This is a genomic window from Enterobacter sp. FW301-JW81 (assembly GCF_058788735.1).
On sequence record NZ_JBYTBA010000001.1, the window covers coordinates 1,245,027 to 1,265,669 of the forward strand.

General features: G+C 57.7%; 18 protein-coding genes and 1 pseudogene. 6 read left to right on the top strand and 13 right to left on the bottom strand.

What is annotated here, in order from left to right:
• Positions 1–33 precede the first annotated feature (33 nt).
• The 8 genes and pseudogenes from AC3WOK_RS05915 to AC3WOK_RS05950 all read right to left on the bottom strand — a co-directional run bounded on the left by AC3WOK_RS05915 (position 34) and on the right by AC3WOK_RS05950 (position 8,192).
• Positions 34–921, bottom strand: coding sequence for a transporter substrate-binding domain-containing protein (locus AC3WOK_RS05915; protein ID WP_047348367.1), 888 nt, complete (start codon positions 919–921; stop codon positions 34–36).
• A gap of 9 nt (positions 922–930) precedes the next feature.
• On the bottom strand, positions 931–1,704 hold the full coding sequence (locus AC3WOK_RS05920) for an amino acid ABC transporter ATP-binding protein (RefSeq protein ID WP_492354156.1): 774 nt from the start codon (positions 1,702–1,704) through the stop codon (positions 931–933).
• On the bottom strand, positions 1,688–2,614 hold the full coding sequence (locus AC3WOK_RS05925; protein WP_492354157.1) for an amino acid ABC transporter permease: 927 nt from the start codon (positions 2,612–2,614) through the stop codon (positions 1,688–1,690). The genes AC3WOK_RS05920 and AC3WOK_RS05925 overlap by 17 nt, the downstream gene beginning before the upstream one ends.
• Positions 2,615–2,623: 9 nt before the next feature.
• Entirely contained in the window at positions 2,624–3,133 is a 510-nt protein-coding gene (locus tag AC3WOK_RS05930) for a GNAT family N-acetyltransferase (protein ID WP_492354158.1), read from the bottom strand.
• 9 nt (positions 3,134–3,142) lie between these two features.
• Positions 3,143–5,406: pseudogene (locus tag AC3WOK_RS05935) on the bottom strand (NtaA/DmoA family FMN-dependent monooxygenase).
• Positions 5,407–5,422: 16 nt separating this feature from the next.
• Complete coding sequence (locus AC3WOK_RS05940) at positions 5,423–6,544, bottom strand: amidohydrolase (protein WP_447855745.1); 1,122 nt, start codon at positions 6,542–6,544, stop codon at positions 5,423–5,425.
• Positions 6,541–7,542, bottom strand: a complete 1,002-nt coding sequence (locus AC3WOK_RS05945; protein ID WP_492354159.1) for an LLM class flavin-dependent oxidoreductase — start codon at positions 7,540–7,542, stop codon at positions 6,541–6,543. Before AC3WOK_RS05945 ends, AC3WOK_RS05940 begins: the two co-directional genes overlap by 4 nt.
• 110 nt (positions 7,543–7,652) lie before the next feature.
• Positions 7,653–8,192 (bottom strand): AAA family ATPase, encoded by a 540-nt coding sequence (locus AC3WOK_RS05950; RefSeq protein ID WP_492354160.1) that lies wholly within the window; start codon positions 8,190–8,192, stop codon positions 7,653–7,655.
• A gap of 340 nt (positions 8,193–8,532) precedes the next feature.
• On the opposite strand from AC3WOK_RS05950, the gene AC3WOK_RS05955 reads away from it, so the two are divergent.
• Positions 8,533–10,068, top strand: coding sequence for a methyl-accepting chemotaxis protein (locus AC3WOK_RS05955; protein ID WP_492354161.1), 1,536 nt, complete (start codon positions 8,533–8,535; stop codon positions 10,066–10,068).
• Here the strand turns inward: AC3WOK_RS05955 and AC3WOK_RS05960 are convergent.
• A complete protein-coding gene (locus AC3WOK_RS05960) occupies positions 10,065–10,463 on the bottom strand; it encodes a (R)-mandelonitrile lyase (RefSeq protein ID WP_492354162.1) in 399 nt (132 codons plus the stop codon). The genes AC3WOK_RS05955 and AC3WOK_RS05960 overlap by 4 nt on opposite strands.
• Positions 10,464–10,575: 112 nt before the next feature.
• On the opposite strand from AC3WOK_RS05960, the gene AC3WOK_RS05965 reads away from it, so the two are divergent.
• Both AC3WOK_RS05965 and ansP read left to right on the top strand, forming a co-directional pair.
• Positions 10,576–11,466 (top strand): LysR family transcriptional regulator, encoded by an 891-nt coding sequence (locus tag AC3WOK_RS05965; protein ID WP_063956530.1) that lies wholly within the window; start codon positions 10,576–10,578, stop codon positions 11,464–11,466.
• 328 nt (positions 11,467–11,794) lie between these two features.
• The gene (gene ansP, locus AC3WOK_RS05970; RefSeq protein WP_059309942.1) at positions 11,795–13,291 is read left to right on the top strand and encodes an L-asparagine permease; all 1,497 of its coding nucleotides are present in this window, start codon (positions 11,795–11,797) and stop codon (positions 13,289–13,291) included.
• A gap of 92 nt (positions 13,292–13,383) precedes the next feature.
• Here the strand turns inward: ansP and yncE are convergent, their stop codons facing one another.
• Entirely contained in the window at positions 13,384–14,445 is a 1,062-nt protein-coding gene (yncE, locus tag AC3WOK_RS05975; protein ID WP_492354163.1) for a 7-bladed beta-propeller protein YncE, read from the bottom strand.
• A 242-nt stretch (positions 14,446–14,687) separates the two neighbouring features.
• Between yncE and pqqU the strand changes: the two genes are divergently transcribed.
• Positions 14,688–16,802, top strand: coding sequence for a TonB-dependent receptor PqqU (gene pqqU / locus AC3WOK_RS05980; protein ID WP_492354164.1), 2,115 nt, complete (start codon positions 14,688–14,690; stop codon positions 16,800–16,802).
• 119 nt (positions 16,803–16,921) lie between these two features.
• On the opposite strand, the gene AC3WOK_RS05985 is transcribed toward pqqU, so the two are convergent.
• From AC3WOK_RS05985 to AC3WOK_RS05995, 3 genes are all read right to left on the bottom strand, one after another.
• Positions 16,922–17,590 (bottom strand): GntR family transcriptional regulator, encoded by a 669-nt coding sequence (locus tag AC3WOK_RS05985; RefSeq protein ID WP_063428328.1) that lies wholly within the window; start codon positions 17,588–17,590, stop codon positions 16,922–16,924.
• A 255-nt stretch (positions 17,591–17,845) separates the two neighbouring features.
• Positions 17,846–18,886, bottom strand: a complete 1,041-nt coding sequence (gene curA, locus AC3WOK_RS05990; RefSeq protein WP_492354165.1) for an NADPH-dependent curcumin/dihydrocurcumin reductase — start codon at positions 18,884–18,886, stop codon at positions 17,846–17,848.
• 65 nt (positions 18,887–18,951) lie between these two features.
• Complete coding sequence (locus AC3WOK_RS05995; protein WP_008501301.1) at positions 18,952–19,527, bottom strand: helix-turn-helix domain-containing protein; 576 nt, start codon at positions 19,525–19,527, stop codon at positions 18,952–18,954.
• A gap of 148 nt (positions 19,528–19,675) precedes the next feature.
• Here AC3WOK_RS05995 and AC3WOK_RS06000 point away from each other — a divergent pair, with 148 nt between their 5' ends.
• Both AC3WOK_RS06000 and AC3WOK_RS06005 read left to right on the top strand, forming a co-directional pair.
• Positions 19,676–20,194: a GNAT family N-acetyltransferase gene (locus AC3WOK_RS06000; RefSeq protein WP_047348350.1), complete on the top strand. Its 519-nt coding sequence runs from the start codon at positions 19,676–19,678 to the stop codon at positions 20,192–20,194.
• Positions 20,191–20,640, top strand: a complete 450-nt coding sequence (locus AC3WOK_RS06005) for a DMT family transporter (protein ID WP_492354166.1) — start codon at positions 20,191–20,193, stop codon at positions 20,638–20,640. Before AC3WOK_RS06000 ends, AC3WOK_RS06005 begins: the two co-directional genes overlap by 4 nt.
• Positions 20,641–20,643: the final 3 nt, after the last annotated feature.

Below are 20,643 nucleotides of genomic sequence, written 5' to 3' on the forward strand. Positions count from 1 at the left end.
GTGAGGGATGAAAACCCTAAGTGTAGAGCACCATTAGTAGGTTATCCCAGGCGGGTTGACCTCCGATTGCGCCACCGCTTCGCCCTGCTCACCCCAGCGCGCCAGCACCTTCTGGTAATCTCCGCGCGTAATCGCACCGTTCAGCGCGGCCTGCAGGGCGTACACCAGCTCGTTGCCTTTTTTGGTGGTGGTCGCGACATAGGCTTTTTTCGGCCCTAAACCGACCACGCGGGTCTTGCCGGTGAGCGCGGCTTTATAGGCCGAGACCGACTGCGGCCCGAAGAACACGTCCGCCCTGCCGGACTGAATATAGAGGTTGCCCGAGGCATCGTCGTGGAGATAAACCGGCAGCGCAGGCGCCCGCCCTGCCTTTTGGTTCTCTTCGTTCCAGCCCAGCAGGATACGTTCCTGATTAGTACCAGAGCCGACAATCACCTTTTTCCCCGCCAGATCTTCCGCGTTTTTAATGGACTGCACCTCGCTGGTGGATTTCACCGAAAACGCCAGCGAATCGACGCGGTAGGTTGCAAAATCGAACTTCTCTTTACGCTGTTCGGTCACCGCAATGTTCACCAGCGCCACGTCGTAGCGTCCGGAGGCGATCCCCAGCGGCCAGTCTTCCCACGCCGTCGGCACCAGCTTCAGCTTCAGCCCCAGGCTGCCCGCCAGCAGGCGAGCGATATCCGGGTCGCTGCCAATCCGCGTTCGGTTATCGCTGGCCAGCAGCGCCAGCGGCGGGGAGTTCAGCGCCGAAATGGCGACCGTCAGCGTCCCCGGTTCAACGAACCGGTAATTCGCGGGGATCTTCGCCACCGCCTGCGGATCGACCGTCACCGGCAGCGGCTGCTCGTTGGCTTTTAAATCAATGCTGGCGTGGCTGGCGGCTGAAAAAATCAGCCCCGCCAGAAGTCCGTATTTCATTGGTGCTCCTTATAAGACTTTGGAGAGAAACTGGCGCGTTCGCGGATGCGATGGATGATTCAGCACCTCGTCACTGCTGCCCTGCTCCACGATTTTTCCGTCGACCATAAACACCACCTGATCCGCCACCTCCCGGGCAAAGCCGATCTCGTGGGTGACCACCACCAGCGTGGTGCCGGACCGGGCCAGCTTTTTGATCACGTCCAGCACTTCCCCCACCAGCTCCGGATCCAGCGCCGAGGTGGGTTCATCAAACAGCATCACGCGCGGGCGCAGCGCCAGCGCGCGGGCAATGGCAATGCGCTGCTGCTGGCCGCCAGAAAGATGGCGGGACCAGGCGTTCGCTTTATCCCGCAGCCCAACCACGTCCAGCAGGCTGAACGCCCTTTCCACCGCCTCTTTTTTGCTGAGCTTTTTATGCGCGACCGGCGCCTCTATCAGGTTTTCCAGCACCGTGAGGTGCGGAAAGAGGTTGAAGTTCTGGAACACATAGCCCACGTTGATGCGCTGCTTGAGGATCTCCTTCTCTTTCAGCTCGTAGAGCCTGTCGCCCTGACGGCGATAGCCAATGTAATCGCCGTCTATCTGGATAAAGCCTTCGTCGACGCGCTCCAGGTGGTTAATGGTGCGCAGCAGCGTCGATTTGCCCGAGCCGGACGGCCCGAGGATCACCGTCACGGATCCGGGCGGGATCTCAAGCGTGACGTTGTCGAGCGCCTTATGGCGACCAAAGTACTTGCTGACGCCGGTAATCGAAATGTGTCCTTCAGGAGAGGCTTGCATGGACGGGCTCCTGTGCTGGTGCGGTGGTGACAGAACGGCTACGACGGGTGGCGCGGTTCTGATTAACGGCAGAGCGGCGTTCGCTGCGGGCGAGCGCGCGTTCAACACCGTACTGGATAGCGGACAAGACGGTGGTAATCACCAGGTACCAGGCGGCTCCGACCATCAACAGCGGGATCACCTCCTGCGTGCGGTTGTAAATCATCTGGATGGTATAAAACAGCTCCGGCATCGCCAGGACGTAGACCATCGCTGTGCCCTTGGCGAGGCTGATGATCTCATTGAAGCCCGAAGGCAGAATGGTGCGCAGCGCCTGCGGCAAAATAATGCGCACCGTGCGGCGCCAGGCCGGCAGGCCGAGCGCGGCGGCCGCTTCATATTGCCCGTGGTCGACGCCGAGGAATCCGCCGCGAATGATCTCGGCGGTGTAGGCGCTCTGCACCAGGGTGAGCCCTACCACGGCGGTGGAGGACTGTCCCAGCACGTTAATGGTTTCAAAACTGCCCCAGGTGATGCCAGTGAACGGCACGCCGAGAGAGAGCGTGTCGTAGAGATAGGAAAAGTTGTAGAGAATGATCAGCACCACGATCAGCGGCAGAGAGCGGAACAGCCAGATGTAGGCCCACGCCAGGCTGCTCAGCAGCCAGGACGAAGAGAGTCTCGCCAGGGCCAGCATGCCGCCAATGACCACGCTCAGCGCGGTGCCGATCAGCGTCAGCAGCAGGGTCTGGCCGACGCCTTCGAGGATCACCGGGTCAAAGAACCAGCGGGCGAATACCCCCCACTCCCAGCGCGGGTTAAAGGCCACGGACTGTATGACGACCGCCAGGACAAACAGCGCCACCGCGGCGCCGACGGCCCGCAGCGGATATCGCGCCGGGACCACCTTAATGGTTTCAACGTTGCTCATCGTCGTTCCTCATGCGGTTTGACTGAACGCTTCGCGTACCAGCGTTTTGGTGAAGCGCAGCCGGCCGTCAAACGGCGGCTGGCTATACTCTTCCGGATCCCGGTTCAGATCGAACTGCGGCTCGTAGCCCTGACTGAGATAGAGCCTGACCGCCTCCGGCTGGCGAAAACCGGTTGTCAGGTAGATCTGGCTATACCCTGCCAGCACCGCCCTGCGCTCCAGCTCCTGCACCACGCGCCCGGCAAGTCCCTGCTGACGCAGGGATTTGTTGGTCCAGATACGTTTAATCTCTGCGGTCCGCTCGTCAAAGGGTTTGTAGGCGCCGGTGGCGATGATTTCACCATCGCGCTCCAGAACGATAAACAGCCCCTGCGGCGCCAGATACCATTCCGTCAGCTCGACTTCTGCGTCCTTAGAGAAGTAGTCCCCGTAACGGGCCGCGTATTCACCGAACAACCCCTCGATAATGGGCTGGAGTTCGGCATCTTCCGGCGAAACATCACGAAATTGTTCGCTCATCGCGCCTCCTTAATCACCCAGGCCAGCCGGGTTCACCTCTGAACTCGGGATGCGCTCAACGCCCTCACCCCAGCGGTTCAGCACCTTGTCGTAATCGCCGCTTTTGATAGCGCCGTTCAGCGCGGTTTGTACCGGCTCGACCAGGCCGCTGCCTTTTTTCAGCGTTACCGCGATGTGCGCCGCCTTCGGCCAGCCGCCGTCGACGCTGCCAACCAGCTTGGTTTTACCCGTCAGCGCGGCTTTCCACGCGCCAATCACGTTCGGGCCAAAGAAGGCGTCCGCGCGCCCGGACTGGATCGCCAGGGTTTGTGCCGCATCGTCTTTGGTGTAGATCGGGGTAAAAGGTTTCAGCCCCTTCTTCAGGTTTTCAGCATTCCATGCCAGCAGGATGGCTTCCTGATTGGTACCGGAGCCCACGATAATGCGCAGCCCGGCGATATCCTCCGCTTTCTCAATGGACGTAATCGGGCTGGTGGATTTCACGTAGAAACCGAGGGAGTCCTTCCGGTAGGTGGCAAAATCAAACTTCTGTTTGCGTTCTTTGGTGACGGTGATGTTGCTGATAGCCGCATCGTATTTCCCGGAGGCCACGCCCAGCGGCCAGTCTTCCCAGGAGGTCGGCACCACGTTCAGCTCCAGCCCGAGGCTGTCCGCCACCAGACGCGCAACGTCGACCTCGCTTCCCAACAGCGTTTTGTTGTCATCGGAGAAGACCGTCAGCGGCGGCGAATTAAGCGCGGCCACCGCCACGGTGAATTTGCCCGGCACGGCGAAGCGGTAGTCTTTCGGCAACTGGGCGATGGCATCACCGTTTTTGGCGGTGTTGATCGGCGTTTTATTAGCCTCAATGCTCACGCCGGTGCCGTTAATATTCACATTCTCTGCCCAGACGGCAGGGGTAAAGGCCAGCGCAAGCGCCAGAATAAGCGATGTTTTCTGCATAGCGGTGTTCTCTTTTATTGTTGTGTGAAGGCGTTTTTCGGCTCGTCCAGGCCTAAGCTCTCGCGCAGCGTGGTGCCCGGGTAGTCGGTGCGGAACAGGCCGCGAGCCTGTAACACGGGCACCACCTGGTCAACAAAGCGCGGGAAGGTGTCCGGCGTACCGCCCTGAATGATGAAGCCGTCTGCGGCATAGCCTTCGAACCAGGCCTGCAGGCCGTCCGCAACCTCCTCCGGCGTACCGGAAAAGCGCGGGCGCGGCGAAGCGGCTTCCAGCGCCACCTGACGCAGGGTCAGGCTGCGCTCGCGGGCGTTACGCTTGATTTCATCGGTGGTGCTGCGGAAGCTGTTTTTGCCTAAGTCGCCGATATCCGGGAACGGTTCGTCGAGCGGATACTGGCTGAAATCATGATGTTCGAAATAACGCCCGAGGTAATTAAGGGCATCGTTAATCGACACCAGCGCCGCCGTGGTTTGATACTGGTTTTCCACGTCGTCGGCGTCTTTACCCACAATCACGCTGACGCCCTGGAAAATATGTAAATCAGAGGCGCGGCGGCCGTGCGTTTCCAGCTGCTGCTTCACGTCGCGATAAAACGCCTTTGCTTCCTCGACGGTTTCGTGATGGGTAAAAATGGCATCGGCGTGTTTCGCCGCCAGCTTTTTCCCGTCATCCGACGCGCCGGCCTGGAATACAATCGGACGCCCTTGCGGGGTGCGGCCAATATTCAGCGGCCCGGCGACCTGGAAGAAATCACCGTGGTGATCCAGAGCGTGAAGCTTTGACGCGTCAAAGAATTGCCCGCTCTCTTTATTACGTACGAACGCATCGCCTTCCCAGGAATCCCACAGCCCTTTCACCACGTCGAGATACTCATCGGCGATCCGGTAGCGCAGCGCGTGTTCCGGGTGTTTTTCGCGGGAAAAGTTCTTCGCCGACCCTTCCAGCGGTGAGGTCACCACGTTCCAGCCCGCGCGGCCGTTGCTCAGATGGTCGAGGCTGGCGAACTGACGCGCCGTGGTAAAGGGCTCGCTGTAGGAGGTGGATAAGGTTCCCACCAGCCCCAGGCGCGAGGTGATGCTGGCGAGCGCGGATAACACCGTCAGCGGTTCAAACCGGTTTAAAAAATGCGGGATCGACTTTTCGTTAATATAAAGGCCGTCGGCAACGAATAAGAAATCGAGTTTGCCCTCTTCCGCCTTTAACGCCGTCGCCTTAACGAAATCAAAATTGATGCTGGCATCGGCGACGGCCGCAGGGTGACGCCAGGCGGACATATTCCCGGATGCACCATGCAAAATGGTCCCCAGCCGCAGTTGACGATGTGCAGACATATTCACCTCTTCAGAATTAAACGTGTTGCAGGGCTTTTTCCGCAAGCTGTGCAAAATAGCGGGCAGCGGGCTCAATTAATGCTTCATCCGGGTTAAACGCCGGGTGGTGTAAACCAAACGGGCTGTTGCTGCCAATGCTGACAAACGCGCCGGGAATGGACTGCAAATAGACCGCGAAATCTTCCCCGCCCATGTGCAGCTCCGCGTGCCGGGTTTCGTAACCGGCTTCCCGGGCAACCGAGGTGGCAAAATCGGCCCAGCGTTCGTCATTCACCAGCGCGGTGGGCCCGGCATACCAGGTGATATCGATCTGCGCGCTAAAGGCGCTGGCAAACCCGGCGGCAATTTCGCCCACGCGGGCCTTCACGTTCTGCTGCACTTCCGTGCGATGGGTTCGCAGCGTGCCCTCCAGCTCGACGCTTTCCGGCAGCACGTTCCAGGTGTTGCCGCCGGCAATGCGCGTCACGCTCAGCACCACCGAATCCAGCGTATTGACGTTGCGGCTGGCAACGCTCTGCAGCGCCGTCACCAGCTGGCTCGCCAGCACGATGGCGTCGTTGCCTTCGTGCGGACGTGCGGCGTGCGCGCCCTTGCCGGTAATGCGGATCACGAAACGGTCGACGTTGGCATAGAACGGCCCGCCGCGGGTGGCGAACTCGCCGACCGGCAGGCCGGGTTCGTTATGCATACCGAAAATCGCGCTCACGTCGCGCAGGGCACCGGCCCGCACCATGCTCTTCGCGCCGCCAAAGTTCTCTTCCGCAGGCTGGAACAGGATCCGCACTCGCCCGTCGAGCGACGCTTCACGCTCTTTCAGCTTCAGCGCCGCGCCGAGGATCACGCTGGTGTGGATGTCGTGTCCGCAGGCGTGCATGACCCCCGCACGTTGCGAGCTAAACGGCACGCCGCTGCGCTCCTCTATCGGCAGAGCATCAATGTCTGCGCGCAGCGCAATCAGCCTGCTGCCGGTGCCGATTTCCGCCACCAGCCCGGTCGAAAGCTCATAAGGCAGCGGCGCAATGCCCGCGTTTGTCAGCCACTGGCGCAGGCGCGCGGTGGTTTCCACTTCCTGACCCGACAGCTCCGGGTTCTGGTGCAGCTCGCGCCGCCAGGCAATCAGCTGTTCGCCAAAGCTCATACGGTAACCTCCCTGTTAAGACGCGCCTCGGCCAGCAGCCGCAGGGACGCCACGCGCGTGGCGCCATTCGCAATCGGTGTATCAATAATAAATTCGTCAATGCCCCACGTTTCATGGAGGGCGTTCAGGTGTTCGAGCACGAATTCCGCCGTGCCCGCCAGCAGAGATTGCGCCCGACGCGCAATGCGCACCGGTTCACTTCCCGCCTGGCGCGCAAACGCGTAAGCCTGCTCTTCGCTGGCGACGGTGACGCGCTGTCCGTTGGCCAGCTCAACGCCCCACACTTCCACCTTCTGCGCCAGCGATTCCGCTTCGGCCTGCGTCGGCGCGACAATCGCCTGCACCGCCACAATCGCCTCGCGGGTGCTGTTTTCACGCCAGGTGGCGATTACCTCACGCAGCAGGTCCGGATCGCCGTTCAGGTGCGCGGCGAAGACAAAGTGCCAGTCAAGCCGGGCGGCCAGCAGCGCGCTTTCAGTGCTCGCTCCCAGCAGGAAACCCTGCGCGGGTGACGGCGGCAGCGGCGTGGCAAGCACAGCTTCTTCTGTTGACTGATGTTCAGGACGGATCCAGCGATCGAGCTGGGCCAGCTGTTCGGCAAAGCTGCCCTTTTCCTGTTGATTCAGACCCTGCTGCAGCGCGCGGGTCGAGAGCGGCAGGCCGCCGGGGGCTTTTCCGACGCCGAGATCCACGCGGCCCGGCGCCAGCGCGGCCAGGACGTTGAAATTCTCGGCAACTTTATATGGGCTGTAATGCTGGAGCATCACGCCGCCGGAGCCGACGCGAATCCGCGTGGTTTGCCCGAGGATCCAGGCAATCAGCAGCTCCGGCGAGGGGCTGGCAAGCTGTGGGGTATTGTGGTGTTCGGCAATCCAGAAGCGGTGATAGCCCAGATTTTCTGCCTGCTGCGCCAGCGCAAGGGTACGCGCCAGTGCATCGGCAGCCGTTTCATTTTCAGCGATGGGGCTTTTATCCAGAATGCTGATTCGCCATGACATGTTGCGTTCTCGTTTGACTTAACATGTCGACATTATTAAAGGCGCATTTCACCACTGAGAAACAATTAATTTACATTTGGTTTGCCGGAAATCAGATATATAAAACCATGCTAAGAATAAGACTTTAGGGAGGCAAGCAGCGTTTCCGCCTGCTCGCGGCGGGTTATGCGGACAAAGCGGATATGCGCGTAGCGCGGATCTTGCAGATCGGCTGCATAACGCGTGCGGTTATTGCGCCAGGTTTTGATTGTCCAGATGATAATGGACTCTCTGCTGAAGAACGCGCGCCGAAAACTCTCTTTGTTCCCCGTGCCGGGCCAGAGCTCGTGCTTGTGCCAGGCCCGTTTGATGGCCCTGATGACGGCCTGCCAGAGTGTGCGGACAAACCCATAATCTACCCACACCACAACGTCGACGTTACGCCATTTAATGGGTCGCGTGCGGTTATAGTTACCGTCAAGCACCCAGTCTGGCGACGCCCGTAGCGCCTGCTCCAGCTTTTCCTCAAAGAGATCGTCCGGAGTACCCTGCCACTCGGGGCGCCAGTAGAGCCTGTCCATCTCGATATAGGGAATCGCCAGTTCGGCCGCAATCTGCTTCGCCAGGGTGCTTTTTCCACTCCCGCTGGTTCCGATGACGTTAATTTTCACTTAAGCCTCACCCCGTTAACGAAAACTGACTAAATAATAACGTTTTCATCCTGTTAACGAAACGCTATTTCAGCAGGGTAATTTTCCCTGGGAGGCGATCTCTCTCTTTCAGTTTGGCTTAGGTCATTTATTTAAAGCGGTTCAAAAAAGCGCGTCTGGAAATATTTTCATTTTTATTACATCCGACGTAATTAAACCTATAAAAATAATTAACGGAGCTATTTCGAATAATATTAATTTCAGAGAGAATAGCCCTAGACAGCTATAAAAATAATCATATAAATTTTACCTGAGCGTTTTCCGGGTGTTTTTATTCTTGCACATTATTATGGAGTTACTGATGAGGCGTAACACTCCCGTTACACAAAACGAGTATTTGCTTAACGATGGTTCGACGCTAATGTCGACCACCGATACAGAAAGTCATATTACCTATGCCAATTCCGCTTTTATTGAAGCCAGTGGATATAAAGAAGAACATCTGCTGGGTGAACCGCATAACCTCATCCGCCATCCCGACATGCCTGCCGGGGCGTTTGGCGATATGTGGTTTACCCTGCAGCAGGGCGAGACCTGGACGGGGATGGTGAAAAATCGTCGTCAGAATGGCGACCATTACTGGGTGCGGGCTAACGTGACGCCGGTCTGGCAGGATGAAATCCTCACGGGCTATATTTCCGTGCGGAATATTCCCTCCCGGGAAGAGATCGCGGCCAGTGAAAAACTGTATGAGAAAGTACGTAATAATGAATTAAAACATCATCGTTTTTATAAAGGGCTGTTAATCCGGCGCGGTTTATTTTCCTTTATGTCACTCTTTAAACGTCTCAGCACCGGCAAACGAATCCACCTTGGTATTGCAGCAACAGCATTACTCTCCTGCCTGGCGATATATTTATTCTCGGATAGTCGCGTTCAGGCCGGAAGTCTGGTGCTGCTGTTTATTGCCCTCGCCTGTTATCTACATGCGCAGATCGCCCGGCCGGTAAAATCCATCGTGCAACAGATGCAGAGCGTGGTTTCAGGGCGTAAAACGGCGTATTACCATTTTGACAGGATCGATGACATCGGGCTGATGATGCGCCTGGTGAATCAGTCCGGTTTAAACCTGAATTCTCTGGTCGACGACGTCGGGGCGCAAATCAGCGGGATTGGCACCATCAGCCAGCAGGTCGCGAAAGAAGGTGCAGCGCTGCAGACGCGCTCCGAAGAGAGCGCAGACTTTCTGCAGCAAACCGCTTCTGCGGTGGAAGAGATCGCCAGCGCGGTGAAGCAGACGGCGGAAACCGCGAAAGAGGCCACGGAGATGGCGGATCGCACCCGCGCCAGCGCCCGCTGCGGTGAAGCGATGATGAAAGAAACCATCGGTATGATGCAGTCCGTCTCGCAGGATAACGGCCAGATTGTCGATATTATCGGCGTTATCGATCGTATTGCCTTCCAGACCAATATTCTTGCGCTGAATGCTGCCGTTGAAGCGGCGCGCGCCGGTGAGGCCGGCCGCGGGTTTGCCGTGGTGGCGGCTGAGGTGCGCAATCTTGCGCAGCACTCGGCGACCGCGGCGAAAGAGATCAAAGCGCTGATTGAGAAAAACGTTGCCAGCGTCAACGCGGGCGTGGAGAAAGTGGAACAGACCGAAACGCAGCTAACGGTGATGATCGAAAACGTTCTGCAGGTCTCCTCCCTTATTAAGGAGATCGGCCACGCCACGCAGGAGCAAACCCAGGCGCTAACGCTCATCAACGCGTCCATCTCCCGTATCGGCGCCATGACCCACACCAATACGGGGATGGTGGATAACGTCACCCACGCCGCGAATCACCTGACGCAGCGCGCGACGCGCCTTAAGCAGGCGATTGCCGTGTTTGGCGGTTAGTCGTTCGGGTACTGCTCGTCGGTGACTTTTTCCAGCCACGCTACCGGGCTGCCGTTTTCCGATTCGGCGATGGCGATGTGCGTCATCGCCGTTTGCGCGCTTGCCCCGTGCCAGTGCTTCACGCCGGGTGGGATCCAGGCGATATCGCCCTGGTTCAGCACTTCCGCCGCTTTGCCCCACTCCTGTAGCCAGCCGCGCCCCTGCGTCACAATCAGCGTTTGCCCCAGGGGATGCGTATGCCACGCCGTTCTCGCGCCAGGCTCAAAGGTCACGGTTGCCCCGCCGACGCGGGCAGGTTCGGCCGCCTGAAAGGGCGCGTCAATGCGGACGTTGCCAGTGAACCAGGCTTCCGGCCCCTGTGCTGAAGGTAATGAACCGCTGCGGATAATTTTCATCTTGTGCTCCTCGTTGTCTGTTGCGTTAACAGTAGCGCAAAGCATTCCGAACGATTAGCGTGCATAATCAGATAGGAAATATGATTGAAATTCATAAATAGAGGCAACCGCGATGCTAAAAGATAACTTCAACGACCTGCTCTCTTTTATGGTGGTTGCCCGCGAGCGCAGCTTTACGCGCGCAGCGGCGCAGCTGGGCGTTTCGCAATCGGCCCTTAGCCATGCCATGCGCAAGCTTGAAGCGCGGTTGGACGTGCGCCTGTTAACCCGCACAACCCGCAGCGTAGTGCCCACCCAGGCGGGTGAGCAGCTCTTTGCGCGCTTAAGCCCGCACTTGCGCGAGATCGAGCAGGAGCTTGCGGCGCTTCGTAGCGCCCGCGACAAACCCGCAGGCGCTGTCCGCATCGTCGCCGGCGAGCACGCGATGGACGCCGTGCTCTGGCCGGTACTGAAGAGGTTTATGCTGCAGTATCCGGAGATTAGCGTCGAGGTGACGGTCGATAACGGCCTGACGGATATCGTGGACGGCCGTTTCGACGCGGGAGTACGCCTGGGTGAACAGGTGGCAAAAGATATGATTGCGGTGCGTATCGCCCCGGACATGCGCATGGCCGTCGTCGGCTCCGCGGATTATCTGGCACGCTTTGGCGTTCCGCACACGCCGGAGCAGCTCGCTGACCACCGCTGCATCAACATGCGCCTGCCCACGCGTGGGGGGCTGTATCAGTGGGAATTTGAACGCGACGGGCGCGAGCTGCGCGTGCGGGTTGAGGGGCAGCTTACGCTGAACAGCCTGTCCCAGCGCATCGACGCCGCTGAGAATGGTCTCGGACTCGCCTACGTGCCGGAAGCGTCTGTTCTGGCGGCGCTGAATGACGGGCGGTTAGTCAGCGTCCTTGAGCCGTGGTGCCCATCTTTTGAAGGGTACCATCTTTATTATCCCAGCCGTCGCCAGCACACTACCGCTTTCAGATTATTGCTGGATGCCCTGCGGCAGCCATAAACTTTACCATCTGGTAATTATTAAGCGAATCTGATGATTAAATAATCAACCTCGCAACTGTTTTGTCTAAAAATACGCCACGATTCAGCGTGTTGCGATCGCCGTCTGCTCTGACCACACGATTTCCTTCGACGTGCATCACTTTCGGCACGGTTATATTTTGCGTCGCTTATGAATTGCAGGTAGGATGCCTCGCCATGTTTCGCCTTATCCATACGCAGAATGACTGGGAAGGCGACATGTGTTTGCGCAGAAGCAATCGTTTGTATTGCTTTCTGCCAGGCAGGACTATCACGATAATGGTTCAGACAGGCAAACAGGTAACTCAATGAAAACAAGCAATAAAAGCGCAGCCGATCATCATGCTGCTAAACGTCGCTGGTTGAACTCCCACGAAGAGGGCTACCACAAAGCGATGGGCAACCGTCAGGTTCAAATGATCGCCATCGGCGGCGCTATCGGAACGGGTCTGTTTTTAGGTGCGGGTGCACGTCTGCAGATGGCTGGCCCGGCTCTCGCCCTGGTCTATCTGGTGTGCGGGATCTTCTCTTTCTTCATTCTACGCGCGCTGGGCGAACTGGTACTGCATCGCCCTTCCAGCGGAAGCTTCGTCTCTTACGCCCGTGAATTCCTCGGTGAAAAAGCGGCCTACGTGGCGGGCTGGATGTACTTCGTTAACTGGGCGATGACCGGTATCGTCGATATCACCGCCGTTGCGCTGTATATGCACTACTGGGGCGCGTTTGGCGATGTGCCGCAGTGGGTCTTTGCGCTTGGCGCGCTGGCGATTGTCGGCACCATGAACATGATCGGCGTGAAGTGGTTCGCGGAGATGGAGTTCTGGTTTGCGCTGGTAAAAGTGCTGGCCATCGTGGTGTTCCTGGTCGTCGGTACCGTCTTCCTCGGCAGCGGTAAGCCGCTGGACGGCAATGCCACCGGCTTCCATCTGATAACCGATAACGGCGGTTTCTTCCCGCACGGCCTGCTGCCTGCGCTGGTGCTGGTTCAGGGCGTCGTGTTCGCCTTTGCCTCCATCGAGCTGGTGGGTACCGCGGCAGGGGAATGTAAAGATCCGCAGACGATGGTGCCAAAGGCCATCAACAGCGTGATCTGGCGTATCGGTCTGTTTTACGTGGGTTCCGTGGTGCTGCTGGTTCTGCTGCTGCCGTGGAACGCCTATCAGGCAGGTCAGAGCCCGTTCGTGACCTTCTTCTCTAAGCTGGGCGTGCCTTACGTAGGCAGCATCATGAACATCGTGGTGCTGACGGCGGCGCTCTCCAGCCTGAACTCCGGCCTTTACTCTACCGGTCGCATCCTGCGCTCCATGTCCATGGGCGGTTCTGCGCCGAAGTTCATGTCAAAAATGAGCAAGCAGCACGTGCCGTACGCCGGTATTCTCGCGACGCTGGTGGTCTACGTCTTCGGCGTGTTCCTGAACTACCTGGTCCCGTCTCAGGTCTTCGAAATCGTTCTGAACGTGGCCGCGCTGGGTATTATCGCGTCCTGGGCCTTTATCGTGGTCTGCCAGATGCGTCTGCGTAAAGCCATTAAAGAAGGGAAAGCGGCTGACGTCAGCTTTAAGCTGCCTGGCGCACCGGTGACCTCCTGGCTCACCCTGCTCTTCCTGTTCAGCGTGCTGGTGCTGATGGCGTTCGACTACCCGAACGGCACCTACACCATCGCGACCATTCCGCTGCTGGCCGTGCTGCTGATTGCCGGCTGGTTTGGCGTGCGTAAACGCGTTCACGAAATCCACAGCACCGCGCCGGTTCATCCTGACGATGAAAAACACGACGCGCCGCTGGTAGAAGAAACCTCGCGTTAATAAAAAAGCCGGGTGGCGGCTTCGCCTTACCCGGCCTACATTTCATGGTTTTGTAGGCCCGGTAAGCGGCAGCGCCACCGGGCAATCCCATCTTACAGAGCGATACGAATCACATCGTCAGGCTGGGTGGCTTCCTGCTGGCGGGTGGATTTTTGTTTCACCGTCACGTACAGGGTTTTGCCATCCGCTGAGAGCGCCAGGCTGTTCGGGTAGACCGGCGTATCGAAGGTTTTGGTGACCTTATAGGATTTCGCGTCGATCACGCTCACCTTACCGGCTTCACGGTGCGTCACGTAGGCCTCGTTGCGGGCCGGGTTAAACAGGACGGCCAGCGATTCCGGCGCGGCGATTTTCTCGATCACGCTGCCGTCTTTCAGGCTCACTACCAGCACTTCCGGCTGTTTTGAATCGGTCAGGAACGCGCGCTGACCGGCAGCGTCGAGGCTCAGATTCAGGTAGAAGTGCTCTTTCCCGTCATCCTGCACCTTTTTACGGCTGATAATTTTGTTGCTGGCCGTATCAATCGTCACCAGTTCGCCGTCCGCATTCGTGGTATAGAGACGTTTCGCCTGCGCGTCCAGGGCCAGGCCGGTGCCGTACGTACCGGTGTTGGCAATGGTCTCTTTCAGCTTCAGCGTTGTGCCATCCACTACCCAAACCACGCTCTCTTTCCCCACGCCCGTGATGTAAACGGTGTGGGTGCTGTCGTCTGCCACCAGCTGGCGCGGCTGCAGCGGTTTAACGGTGTCACTACGCTGACTCCCGTCCAGAACCACACGCCCTTTTACGTCGCCCGTTTTGGCGTCAATGGCCGTTACCGCGCCGTTGAGGGTGTTGCCGAACCACAGCGTCTGGCTCGCGCCGTCAAGGGTGGCGCCAAAGGGCTTGAGATCGCTATGAATGGCCTGCGTGACGTCCAGCGTGACCGGATCGAGACGATAGACAACGCCGCCCTTGTCGGTTTTACGGCTTTGCGCCGTTGCCACCCACAGCGCGTTCTCCTGCTGGCTCACCGCCATTTCATACGCCCCTTTGCCCACCGCTTTGCGCAGCACCTCTTCGGCAGCATGCGCCTGGAACGTTCCGGCAAACAGTAAAGCGGCAGACAGCAGCGACACGCTCAGACGCGGCGAGCTCAGATGACGTAAAGACATAACAATTCCTTTTCTGAAAAGAGGGTTTTCTGCTGACATCACTTCCGGCAGGCAACGTCGTGGCATTGCCTTTTGATAATGAGAATAGTAATCATTAATCAAACGAATGTGGAGTTTTTCTTTCCCGTTTCGCCTTTCATTAACGCAATGTGCGGTTATAGTTTTCAAAACATTTACAAAACATTTAACATGTATGGACATGTTCCATTTGGTTCGTTTATACACCACAACCGGTTTTATTCATGAAAATCATTTCTGCCCGTAAGGCTTCTCTCCCGCTGCTGCTGGTTCCCGTTATTTTGGCGCCGCTTAGCGCAATGAGCGCGGATGAACAAACCATGATCGTCAGCGCCACGCCGCAAACCGTATCGGAACTCGATACCCCGGCGGCGGTCAGCGTCGTTAATGGCGACGATATGCGCCAGGCCGCGCCTCGTATCAACCTGTCTGAGTCCCTCGGCAGCGTCCCGGGGCTGCAAATTCAGAACCGTCAGAACTATGCCCAGGATCTCCAGCTTTCGATGCGCGGGTTCGGCGCCCGCTCAACCTTCGGCGTGCGCGGTATCCGTATGTACGTCGACGGTATTCCTGCCACCATGCCGGACGGACAGGGCCAGACCTCCAACATCGATCTCTCCAGCGTGGAGAGCGTTGAAGTGCTGCGCGGCCCCTTCTCTGCCCTGTACGGCAACGCCTCCGGCGGCGTGATTAACATCAATACCCAGACCGGGCAGCAGCCGCCGACCATTGAAGCCAGCAGCTATTACGGCAGCTACGGGACCTGGCGCTACGGCATGAAAGCCACCGGCGCGATGGGTGATGGCACCCACGCGGGCGATGTGGATTACACCGTTTCCACCACCCGCTTCACCACCAAAGGGTTTCGCGACCACAGCGGCGCGCGGAAGAACCTCGCCAACGCTAAGCTGGGCGTGCGGATTGATGACGTCAGCAAGCTGACGCTTATCTTCAACAGCGTGGACATGAAGGCCAACGATCCGGGCGGCCTGAACTATCAGGAGTGGCGGGACAACCCGCGACAGTCTCCGCGCGGCGATCAGTACAACACGCGTAAGACCATTAAGCAGACCCAGGCAGGCCTGCGTTACGACCGCCAGCTCAGCGCGCAGGACGACCTCAGCGTAATGATGTACGCCGGCGAGCGTGAAATGACGCAGTACCAGTCGATTCCCTATCAGCCGCAGCTCAAACCTTCCCACTCCGGCGGGGTGATTGATATGCAGCGCCACTATCAGGGCATTGATACCCGCTGGACGCACCGTGGCGAGCTGCTGGTTCCGGTCACCTTTACCACCGGTCTGAACTACGAAAACCTGAGCGAAGATCGTCGCGGATACGAAAACTTCGTGATGAACAACGGCGTGCCGGATTACGGCGTGAAGGGTGACAAACGTCGTAACGAACGTAACCTGATGTGGAACGTCGATCCTTATCTGCAAACGAGCTGGCAGCTGACGCAGAAGCTGTCAGTGGATGCGGGGGTGCGCTACAGCTCGGTCTGGTTCGACTCTAACGATCATTACGTTACGCCGGGCAATGGCGATGACAGCGGCGACGCAAGCTATCACAAATGGCTCCCGGCCGGTTCCGTGAAGTATGCCGTGACGGACGCGTGGAATCTATACGCCGCTGCAGGGCGTGGCTTTGAAACGCCGACCATCAACGAACTCTCCTACCGCGCCGATAATCAGGGCGGTCTGAACATTGGCCTGAAGCCGTCCACCAACAACACCTATGAAGTGGGCAGCAAAACCCGCATCGGCAATGGCCTGCTGACCGCTGCCCTGTTCCGCACCGATACGGATGATGAGATCGTGGTGGACGCCAGCTCTGGCGGACGTACCAGCTATAAAAATGCCGGTAAAACCCGTCGTCAGGGTGTGGAAGTTTCGCTCGATCAGCAGCTTGCTGAGAACTGGAAGCTGAAGCTGGCGTGGACGTATCTGGATGCCACCTACCGCACCAACGTATGCGGCGACGCAGACTGCAACGGTAACCGCATGCCGGGCATCGCCCGCAACATGGGTTACGCCTCGTTTGGCTGGCAGCCTGAAGAGGGCTGGTACGCGGGTTCTGACGTGCGCTACATGAGCGATATCATGGCCGATGATGAGAACACGGCGAAAGCGCCGTCGTATACCGTGGTCGGACTGAATACCGGGTATAAATTCAACTACGGCAACTGGGGCATGGACGTCTTTGGTCGCGTCGATAATCTGTTCGATAAAGAGTACGTCGGCTCAGTTATTGTCAACGAATCCAACGGGCGTTATTACGAGCCTGCACCAGGCCGTAACTACGGTGTCGGCCTGTCGGTCTCTTATCGCTTCGAGTAAGCAAAAAGAAAAGTTTATTTTATAAATAAAATAACGCTCCTGATGGCAATAAGCCATCAGGAGTTATTCACCAGATAAATAATTAGGTGCGGTATATAGTCGCTCTGTTAAATAATCGCTTAGTTAAAATATTGTCGCTGTAAAAGAGAATTCGCCTCATCAATCACCTTAACGATCGCCTTCTGGCTGGCGACAACATCTCTTCGCTCAAGGGCGGAAAGGAGTTCATCATAGTGATAGGTCGACGCTTTAATGTCGTTAAGCTCCTGGTGAAGATAGTTCATACATGGCCCGATGCGCACCCAGAGCTGTTCAATTAACGCGTTAAGCGTGGGCATTTCCGCATACTGATACAGCGTAAATCGGAAGACGCGGTTCGCATGCAATGCCTGCTGAACGTTTCCGTTGCGCATGGCCTCATGGAATACCTCTGACATTTTGCGCAACGTCTCCAGCTTACCGTCTGACATATTCTGGCATGCGGCAGCAACCGCCATTGGCTCAAGCTGTTTTCTGATGGCGTTAATCTCGTTGTACCGCTCCAGCGACACCTCCGGAACCAGAAATGCCTGCGCCGGCGTGGCGTGTAACGCCCCTGATGACACCAGGCGCAAAAGCGCCTCGCGAACCGGTGTAATACTGGTACCTAATTTATCGGCGATCTCTTTCGTAATCAGTCGTGCCCCAGGTTTGAGTGAGCCCGTAATTAACGCGCCTTTCAAACTGAGTTCAACTTGCATGGTAAGACTGATCCTTTGGGCTTTTTCTAAGTGATCCAAATCAAGCATGTTCAATTCCTGTAGCTAAAACTTAATGCTATTTTTAAACGCCAGTTTTAATAAAACGACGCTGGTCCGATATATCCTGTATCGTCATGCCTGGTGGTGGGAAGTACGTAAAAACAACAAAAAAAGCAAACGTCATTTTTTTATCGGTTTCGGGCTCATCCGGGATGAAGGCGCGAAATGCCATGTCCATTAATTAAAGACAATATATCGTATCTTCACAAATAAATATGGCGGGAAACCCCGCCATAAAGCTGTTTATTTATTGTCACCCGCGACGCGAATCACGACTTTGCCGAAGTTGCGCCCTTCAAGAAGGCCAATCAGCGTTTCGGGGGCGTTCTCCAGCCCGTCCGTGACCTGTTCACGATAGTGAATTTTACCCTCCTGCACCCAGCGCCCCATCTCTTCCTGGAACTCCTTAATGCGGTGCCCGTAGTCCTGGCCGATGATAAAGCCCTGCATACGAATGCGTTTCTTCAGAATGGTCGCCATCAGGAGCGGCAGGCGATCCGGTCCTTCAGGCAGACCCGTCGCATTGTAGCCGCTCACCAGGCCACAAACCGGCACGCGGGCGGAGGTATTCAGCAGCGGCAGAACGGCATCAAACACTTTTCCGCCGACGTTTTCATAATAAACGTCAATCCCTTTCGGGCAGGCGTGCTTCAGCTGTTCGGCAAAATCCGCCGCATGGTGGTCAAGGCACAGATCAAACCCGAGGACTTCTACGGCATGGCGGCATTTTTCAGCCCCACCGGCAACGCCGACCACCCGGCAACCTTTGATTTTGCCGATCTGCCCGACGGTCGCGCCCACCGGGCCCGTCGCCGCGGCAACCACCAGCGTTTCGCCCGCTTTGGGTTGCCCGATATCCAGCAGCCCCATATAGGCGGTAAAGCCCGGCATGCCCAGAATACCCAGCGCCCAGGAAGGATGAGTCGGATTTTCGCCGAGCTTCACCAGGCCGCTGCCGTCTGAAAGTTCATACTCCTGCCAGCCGCTGTAGCCCAGCACCCACTCACCGGGTTTGAAATCGGGGTGACGGGATTGCTCAACGCGGCTGACCGTGCCCCCCACCATCACCGCACCCAGCTCTACCGGAGGCGAATAGGATGGCGCATCGCTCATGCGGCCGCGCATGTATGGGTCCAGCGACAGCCAGACGGTACGGAGCAAAAGCTGCCCCTCAGCAGGCGCTGGAACAGGCTGCGTTTCCAGACGAAAATTTTCCGCGACCGGCGCGCCCTGTGGACGAGAGGCCAGTACCCAGCGGCGGTTTTGCGAAACAGGTTGATTCATCGGGATCTCCTTCTGGTACAAATGTCATTACAGCCTGGCTCACGATCGGCGTTACCGCATTAGCATTACGAGCCAGACTGATTAAGCCGTACAACCAGATAGATACAGGTTTCATTCGTTTCGTTGATGAACCGGCAGTCATTTGGCGGCCCCAGCTCCAGACAGTCTCCGGCGTGCATCTCGTGGCGCGTATCGCCCTCCTGAAACACCAGCTCGCCGGACTGCAGCCAGATAAGCTGGCGTGCCAGCGCGTATGAAGATGCAGGCATCGGAACATCGCTGCCCGCGGGCAGTTCAACCTGAACAAGGTCGATGGGCAGATCGGTGCGGGGAGAAACGTGGCGGCGGAGATAGTGCGTCTGCGGGTCGCGCCAGACGGGCTGGTTTGCCAGGCGGAGCAGCTTGCCCTCCTGCATCTCGGCCCGGGCAATCAGCGTGGACATGCTGATGCCAAACGCGCCTGACAGGCGGGCAAGCAAGGTGGCCGTCGGGCTACTGTCCCCGCGCTCTATCTTATGGATCATGGCGCGGGAGACGCCTGCCCGGTCGGCAAGCTCGCTCAGGGACCATCCGCGAGACTCGCGCTCGAGGCGAATTCTTGCGCTAATCCGTTGATTCATCGTGTCTGTTATGGTGTTCATGACGTCATACTATAGTGTATGAACGGCATTTCAATGGGCTTTTGATAACAAAAAAATATGGCTTATGCCGTAGCGTTCAGGCTATACGGTTGTGTAATATCGTAGCAACAACGTAATACTATAGTGAACAACACACAGAGGTTTAATCATGATCGTTCGTCACGCCTGCAAAGAAGACTGCGCTGCGATAGGAGAGATCTACAACCACGCGGTGCTGCATACCGCCGCAATCTGGAACGATAAAACCGTCGATACCGATAACCGAATCGCCTGGTTTGAGGCGCGCACGCTCGCGGGTTACCCGGTTCTCGTAAGCGAAGAAGACGGCGTTATCACCGGCTACGCCTCTTTTGGCGACTGGCGCGCGTTTGACGGTTTTCGCCATACGGTTGAGCACTCGGTTTATGTCCACCCGGGGCATCAGGGCAAAGGCATTGGCCGCACGCTGATGAAGGCGTTGATAATTGAGGCTCGTCAGATCGGCAAACACGTCATGGTGGCGGGAATTGAAGCGCAGAACCACGCCTCGATTCATCTGCACGAAACGCTGGGATTTGTGACGACGGGACAGATGCCACAGGTGGGCACCAAGTTTGGCCGCTGGCTGGACTTAACCTTTATGCAGCTGCAGCTGGACGAGCGCAGCGACCCGGACGCCATCCCATGAATCAGTCACTGACGCTGGCGTTTCTGGTGGCGGCGGGCATTGGTCTGGTGGTGCAAAACACCTTAATGGTGCGAATCACCCAGTCCTCTTCCACCATACTTATCGCGATGCTGCTGAATTCCCTGGTGGGCATTGTGCTGTTTGTCAGCATTCTGCTGCTGAAACAGGGCGTCGCCGGGTTTAGCGAGCTGGCCGCAACGGTACGCTGGTGGACGCTCATTCCGGGGCTGCTGGGGTCGTTCTTCGTGTTTGCCAGCATAAGCGGGTATCAGAGCGTTGGCGCGGCGACGACTATCGCCGTACTGGTAGCAAGCCAGCTCATCGGCGGGCTGGTGATGGACGTGCTGAGAAGCAACGGCATTCCGCTGCGCGCCCTGATAGGCCCGGTGTGCGGCGCGGTGATGCTGGTCGTGGGGGCCTGGCTGGTGGCGCGACGCCAGTTTTAAGCG